Below are 7049 nucleotides of genomic sequence, written 5' to 3'. Positions count from 1 at the left end.
AGAGAACGGTACAGCTCCTTGGGCAGTTTACGGGATTGTTTGATAAGCGCTTGAATGACGCTGTGACTGTCCTTGTTGCTGACCTTTGCCAGCATCACAAAGCGAGTGTTGCGCTCGACCAGTGTGGCGATGAAGCCGTTGCTTGGACCTGTGATCAGATCACCTTACCAGTGCCCCGGTACAGCGCAATCTTCTACTGTCTGGGCATTGTTGCAGAACCCAGAAATTGAGCGAGTTTTCCCTTTCCCATTGAGTTCAGGCCACGCGTTCGATCTCGGCGATGCCGAGATCGTTGAAGCGGTTCATGAGAGCGATACGGATGTGGGTTTCGGCGGTCTGGCGGTCGGGGTCCCGTGAGGCGATGCGTTCGCCGAAGGATTTCAGGCATCGCATCTTTGCCTCGATCCGACTTCGGGCATGATAGCCAGTCCATCGCTTCCAGATGGCCCGCCCGAGGCGCCGGGTGGCGCGCAGGATCTCGTTGCGAGCCGTTGCGGCTGGACAGTTTTCTTTCCAAAGGCGCCCGTTCTTACGGATGGGGATGACGGCGGCGGCGCCTGCGATGGGTTCCATGCTTGCGGGCCAGCCACTCGCCAGCGCCGAGGAACTTGATCCCGGTACTGTCTACCAACAGGTTCAGCGGGCCTGCCGCGCGACGGCCCGATATCTGGACGGTGATGGATTTCTGGAGTCGGCTCAGGGTGGAAAAGTCGGGCCCCGGCCAGTCCAGCCCGGCCATCGTCAGGGTGCTGCCCACCATCCCGGTCGTTTGCCTCAACAGCAGGCCACACAGCACTTTCACCATCAAACAAAACTGGATCGCCGCATCCCAGAACACTGCAGGGTGGCCGTTGCGAGCGGCTCTGGGTGCCAGCCACACCATGTCCTTGTCCAGCCAGATCAGCAGCGAGCCACGCTGCTTCAGCGCGTCGTTGTAGGACTTCCAGTTCGTCGTGCGGTAGCGGGCGGGTACGGGCTTGCTCATGCGAGCCTCTTAACCCACCGGATTCTCAAAGTGAATCCGCATTGATCAAGTTCTGCAACAACGCCGCTCCAATGGCTGCTATGCGCTAAATTGTGCATTGCAAAGTCAGGGTACGATCCAACCAGCGCGCATTCGTGGCGAAGGGGCTGACCACATCGTCACTGAAAGGGGAACCCTTGGACGGCATTGCTTACGCGAAAACACAACTATCGGCAAAAAAACAAAACCACACTATCTGGATCTCGTGCGTAACAGAGAAAAAGCAGATTAAAGTAAGCGACGATGAGCGATGTAAAACCCATTATCCTCTGGTTTAGACGGGACTTCAGGCTGGCGGACCATCCGGCGCTTTGTGAAGCCAGTAAATCCGGGCGCCCGATCATTCCTGTGGTTCTTCTGGATGAAGTCGCAAATACCTTTGGAGCCGCCTCCAAATGGCGCATGTCCAAGGCCATCGAACACTTTGATGTAGCTCTGCAAAAGATTGGATCCCGGTTGATCCTGCGTCGCGGAACGGCAGAAACCGAGTTGCTCAACTTGGCGAAGGAGACCGGTGCAGAGGACATCTGGTGGTCTCGTGCTTATGATCCTGATGCAATAAAACGTGACACTCGCGCCAAATCAGAACTAAAGCGCGCGGGGCTCCGTGCAAAGAGCTGGCCCGGACATATTCTGTTTGAACCTTGGACAATCGCCACCAAGAAAGGTGGTTTTTATCAGGTCTACAGCCCTATGTGGCGTGCCGTAAAAGACCTTGATGTCGCGCAGCCTGATGCCGCACCTGAGCGCATTGTGGCACCTGCGAACTGGCCTGTCTCGGATCGTTTGGAGGACTGGGCTCTCGAAAAAGGCATGAAATATGGCGGGCGAGTACTGAATCGATACGCTCAAATTGGCGAAGCTGCAGCCAAGGAGCGCCTCGCGCGTTTTGCCCGGGGGGCAATCAAAGATTACAAAGACCTGCGTGATTACCCAGCACTGAATGCAACCTCGCATCTCTCAGAATTTTTGGCCTGGGGAGAGATCGGGCCACGTACTGTTTGGCACGCAGGCTTGCAGGCGCATAAGAAAGGCCACCGAGGGGCGGAGCATTTCCTAAAAGAACTCGTGTGGCGTGAATTTGCGTACCATCTCGTTTTCAATACTCCCAGGATCACTAAAGAGAATTGGAAACCTGAGTGGGACGCATTTCCTTGGTCAGAAGAAGAAGACGAAGCGGTTCTGCAGTGGAAACAGGGCCGGACAGGTATTCCGCTTGTCGATGCAGCCATGCGAGAGATGTATGTGACAGGCCACATGCACAATCGGGGTCGTATGATTGTTGGCTCATTTCTTACAAAGCACATGCTAAAGCACTGGCGGATTGGGCAGAAGTGGTTCGAAGAATGCCTGACGGACTGGGACCCTGCCGCCAACGCAATGGGATGGCAATGGGTTGCAGGAAGCGGTCCGGATGCTTCCCCCTATTTTCGCATTTTCAATCCTGAGACCCAGGCAGAAAAATTCGATGCGGATCAGGCATACATCAAAAGGTTTCTGGCTGAGCTTTCACCAGAGGCAGGTTCAGAAGCCTTGGCCTTCTTTGAGGCTTGTCCTCGCGCTTGGCGGCTTTCACAAGTCGATCCCTACCCGAGCCCAATCATCAGGCTCGCAGAAGGCAGGCATAGGGCTTTGAAGGCCTACGAAAACCTATGAACTAGGAGGCTAAGCCGTTTTGGTTTGGTTCAGAAACCTTGCAGCTGCCCCAGATAACAATAGGCTCCAACCTCCGCCCTGTTTCGAACTAGATCTGTCCATTCTGGCGCCTCCAAGCGCAAAGTGATCCAAACCTGCACTCTGACCGTAGTCACCACACAAGGAGGAAGCCATGATGGGTAGAATAGTCTTTTTGGCGGTGTTTATTCTCGCAGGGTATCAGGTGAGGGCTCTAGATCTAACAACCCCATTTGCATCCATTGATGGAGGTAGCTTGGCCTTGTCTGACTGGTCCGGGCAGCCAATTTTGGTTGTGAATACGGCTTCTAGATGCGCCTATACCAAGCAGTACAGCGGTCTACAAAGTCTGTATGAAACCTACCGTGCCGCGGGCCTCGTGGTCGTGGCGGTCCCTTCCAACGACTTTCGGCAAGAGCTGGCAAGTGAACAACAGGTCAAGACTTTCTGCGAGTTAAACTACGGAATTGATCTTCCCATGGCCGCTATCACTCAGGTCTCAGGCCCGCAGGCGCATCCGTTCTATCAATCGCTGATGCATGAAATCGGGTTTGAGCCAAAATGGAACTTTAGCAAAGTACTGATCGGACCGAAGGGGGATGTGGTGGCAACCTATAAGTCCAATATTAGACCGCAGTCCGCTGAAATCCTCCGCGATATCGAAGGTATTTTACAGTGATGACCAAGCCGCTGCGCCAGCCCGAAAAGCTCACCGTATTTTATGACGGATCCTGTCCACTATGCGCCTCGGAGATTGATCTGTACAATCGGGCAGACTGTCATCAAGCCCTGCGCTTCGTTGATGTTTCCTCTGAAAACTTCACGGGTGATGCCCAGATAACCCAAGACCAGGCATTGGCCAGATTTCACATACGTTTGCCGAATGGGCAGCAGCTGTCGGGCGCACGAGGCTTTATCGAGGTCTGGCGTGTTCTGCCATCCTGGAACTGGATGGTGAAACTAGCTGATCGGCCCGCAGTAGCACTGGTCTTGGAGCTGCTTTACCGCCTGTTTCTACCTCTGCGCCCGCTGATCGCAGCCTGCATACATTTATTCCATAGTATTTTGCGTCGCACCTGATGCTTACCTTTTGGGACACTGACCAAAAGAGGTGATTGAGAATGACACAAATGGCATCTTTGCTGTTCATCCCGATCGGGGTCATGGGCGTAAGTCTTTCTATAAATGCCGCGATCGTTTACCTGAAGTGGACAATATGACATGGAACAAAATGCACTTGTCATTGGGGCCTCGGGTGGCATTGGTCTGGCCCTCGCGCAGGAACTGGAAGCCAGAGGCTATAGCGTAACCCGACTATCACGGTCGAAGGACGGTTTCGACGTTACCTGCGAAGACAGCGTTGCAACAACCCTGGGGCGGTTGGACACACCGTTTGACCTGATCCTCGTCGCCTCTGGAATCCTGTCAAATGGCCAGGGACCGGAAAAAACTCTGCGCAGTTTATCCGCAAAAGAAATGTCCGACCTTTTTGCTGCAAATGCAATTGGCCCTGCTTTGATTCTGAAGCATTCAATAAAATTACTCCACAAAAGAAAAAGGTCGGTTTTTGCAGCACTTTCGGCTCGAGTCGGCTCAATCGGCGACAATAAATTGGGGGGCTGGTATTCCTATCGCACGTCCAAATCCGCGCTCAATCAAGTCCTTCGCACTGCATCAATTGAGCTTTCCCGAACACACAAAAACTTGGTTTGCACAGCCGTTCATCCTGGAACCGTCGCGACAGAGTTTACAAAAAACTACCCAAATCATCAATCTGTTAGCCCGCATCAGGCTGCAGTCCATATTCTAAACACCCTCGACAACTTAACGCCCGAGGATAGCGGCCATTTCTTTGATTGGGCAGGAAAACCAATTCCATGGTAAAGTCCGGCCAGCCATATAAAAAGGAGTCATTCGTTTAAAGGTGCCTTTTCATCCCCAGGCGGGTCAATAGAGCTACACCAAAACAGGTGAAGACATACGGTCAGAGAAAAAGATTTTCTGAAAAAACAGACAAAACGATGATCCAATTGGGAAGGAACTCCGTAACAATACTATTCCGCATGATGCGGGAAGTAACCAAATGGAGAAACCATGTTTCGTAGAACTTTCCTCGCAACATCGGCAGCCGTTGCCATGTTATCCGCATCCGTCGCACTGGCAGACGGCCACTCAAAAGACATTGTGGATACCGCCGTCTCTGCAGGCTCTTTCGGGACCCTTGTGGCCGCGGTACAAGCCGCCGGTTTGGTAGATACCCTAAAAGGCGATGGACCGTTCACAGTCTTTGCCCCAACCGATGAAGCCTTCGCCGCCCTTCCTAATGGCACAGTCGAGGAACTGCTAAAGCCCGAAAACAAGGCCCAGCTTGTTTCTATTCTCACCTACCATGTTGTGCCCGGAAAAGTGCTGAGCACGGACCTGAGCAACAATATGATGGCCACGACAGTGCAGGGCAGCGATCTCGCGATTATGACCCAAGGTGGTGTCACGATTAACGGCGCAAAAGTTGTCTCGGCAGATATTGCGACGTCCAACGGCGTCATCCACGTGATAGATGCGGTCATTCTGCCTGAATAGCCAACCGAAGAAGTCACGCACCTTTTCGAGCTTTGGCTCTCAGAGGTGCGTATCTGCACGAACGCACTGCGAGACTTTGCTGATCAGCTTGTTCGATGAGAAACCAAAGGATTAAAAACATGATCAAGGCACTTGCCCTATTCGCAGCATCGGCAATCCTGTCAACTCCGGCACTGGCACAAGTGACAGTCTCATTTATCGAAGGTGCGCCAAAGGACCGGTTTGTGATTGAAAACACCGGGCGCTGTGATTTGGCGGCGACAATCCTCACCATAGATCTGTCAACGGCGGCATCCGGTCTCGTATTTGATGTCACCGACAGCGGGCACGGGGTTGAGGTCTTTCAACCTTTCGAGCTCGTTTCCGGGCAAGACGTCGTTCAGCAGCACTCAATGATTACAGATGGCGATACGACGGTGACCTTGGAACTTTCCAGCCTGGCGCCTGGCGAAACCGTAGGTTTTACGATTGATATCGATGACACAAGTGGACGAACTGAAACCATGGTCGCCGGACACGAGATTTCTGGAGCCGAAGTAACCGTGAAAACACTCGGGCAAAATTACCACGAAGCCATGTCAGCAAAAGCACAGGCGGTGCTGCCTGTTTCAAGCTGTGCCGCGTGAAAAAGAATATGCCCCCTCAAAGAGATGACCTTCTGACCCCGATTGATGCCGTCATTACTTGGGTCAATGGAAGTTCAGACAGTCATCGGCGCAAGCGGCAGCTCCACATGTCGCAGGCTGAGGTCCCGCTTCATGAAAACGCAACCAATCCGCATCGGTGGGCCTGTAACGATGAGATTTTGTACTGCCTGCAATCCATAGAAAACCACGCGCCTTGGGTGGGCAGAATTTGGATTGTGGTCGACGAGGAAACACCAGACCTTCGATCTCTTTCTGACAAACTACGTGCCAAAGTCACCTTCGTTTTTCATCGTGAGATTTTTGCTGAGTTCATAGAGTTTCTCCCCACTTTCAATTCCTTGGCCATTGAAACCCTGCTGTGGCGGATACCTGGGCTCAGCGAGCGTTTCATATACTTCAATGATGATGTTTTCCTGAGTGCGCCTTTGAAACCTACGGATGTCTTTCAGGGGCTCATCCCTGTACTTCGCGGGCAGTGGGTGGATTACGCTGAAACGTTGAAAAACCCGAGCGTGCGGCGCGACCCGGCAAAGTTCAATCACTACATGCAACTGAATGCCGCGCGGATTCTAGGGTTTGAAGACACCCGATTGTTCGCATCCGCCCATGTCGTTCATCCGATGCTGAAGTCTGTCATGGCCCAACTGTTTGACCAACACAATAGAGCTTTTGTTAGCAATATTCGCCACCGCTTTCGTGATCTCAGCCAGTTCTTACCTCAGGGCCTATTTAGTCACGCCAGCATTGCGGCCCAGAAAGCGGTTCTTATACGCGTTCCAGACCACCTCCATATCAAAAGCGGACAAGGCCGTGATCGCTGCCCGACTGAAACCCTATCCTTGTTGGGGAAAGCGGCAAATTCGGCGTTTAAATTTTTGTGTGTAAATGACCTGCCTCAGCTTGAACTGGTGGTTCCCGAGGCCCGCGAATGGATCAGTTTAGCTATCGGGGGCTTCATCGATGATCAATCTTTGCCTAACAAGCAAGAACCTATCTCGGTCACCAATGAGCCAACTGTTTTATCTGATGACCTATTTTTGGAGCAGGCTTGAAGTATCCATGTCTCGGATCAAGTCCGCGCATAGAATGACTGCTTTTAGCAGAAAAGCTGTACTGATCAGCCC

At 52.7% G+C, this 7049-nt stretch carries 7 protein-coding genes and 2 pseudogenes; 7 read left to right on the top strand and 2 right to left on the bottom strand.

The features are described 5' to 3' along the window. Both AN476_RS23465 and AN476_RS21785 read right to left on the bottom strand, forming a co-directional pair. A pseudogene (locus AN476_RS23465) lies at positions 1-200 on the bottom strand (transposase); the annotation flags it as partial. A gap of 55 nt (positions 201-255) precedes the next feature. Continuing rightward, positions 256-985, bottom strand: a pseudogene (locus AN476_RS21785) (IS5 family transposase). A gap of 282 nt (positions 986-1267) precedes the next feature. On the opposite strand from AN476_RS21785, the gene AN476_RS21780 reads away from it, so the two are divergent. The 7 genes from AN476_RS21780 (at position 1268) to AN476_RS21750 (ending at position 6977) form a co-directional block, all read left to right on the top strand. Next, positions 1268-2680, top strand: a complete 1413-nt coding sequence (locus AN476_RS21780; protein WP_054463866.1) for a deoxyribodipyrimidine photo-lyase — start codon at positions 1268-1270, stop codon at positions 2678-2680. Between the two features lie 172 nt (positions 2681-2852). Next, a complete protein-coding gene (locus AN476_RS21775; RefSeq protein WP_371257381.1) occupies positions 2853-3377 on the top strand; it encodes a glutathione peroxidase in 525 nt (174 codons plus the stop codon). Then, positions 3377-3778 (top strand): thiol-disulfide oxidoreductase DCC family protein, encoded by a 402-nt coding sequence (locus tag AN476_RS21770; protein WP_054463865.1) that lies wholly within the window; start codon positions 3377-3379, stop codon positions 3776-3778. The genes AN476_RS21775 and AN476_RS21770 overlap by 1 nt, the downstream gene beginning before the upstream one ends. A 141-nt stretch (positions 3779-3919) precedes the next feature. After that, positions 3920-4582, top strand: a complete 663-nt coding sequence (locus tag AN476_RS21765; RefSeq protein WP_054463864.1) for an SDR family NAD(P)-dependent oxidoreductase — start codon at positions 3920-3922, stop codon at positions 4580-4582. Positions 4583-4792: 210 nt separating this feature from the next. Next, entirely contained in the window at positions 4793-5278 is a 486-nt protein-coding gene (locus AN476_RS21760; protein ID WP_054463863.1) for a fasciclin domain-containing protein, read from the top strand. 119 nt (positions 5279-5397) lie between these two features. Beyond that, a complete protein-coding gene (locus tag AN476_RS21755; protein WP_253279969.1) occupies positions 5398-5904 on the top strand; it encodes an aggregation factor core protein MAFp3, isoform C in 507 nt (168 codons plus the stop codon). Continuing rightward, the gene (locus tag AN476_RS21750) at positions 5901-6977 is read left to right on the top strand and encodes a stealth family protein (protein WP_253279968.1); all 1077 of its coding nucleotides are present in this window, start codon (positions 5901-5903) and stop codon (positions 6975-6977) included. Before AN476_RS21755 ends, AN476_RS21750 begins: the two co-directional genes overlap by 4 nt. The last annotated feature ends 72 nt before the right edge of the window (positions 6978-7049 follow it).

Origin of the sequence: Phaeobacter sp. 11ANDIMAR09 (assembly GCF_001294455.1) — a bacterium.
Taxonomy (GTDB): Bacteria; Pseudomonadota; Alphaproteobacteria; order Rhodobacterales; family Rhodobacteraceae; genus Pseudophaeobacter.
The sequence above is the reverse complement of the archived record's forward strand: the minus strand, read 5'-3'. Positions and strand labels throughout refer to the sequence as shown.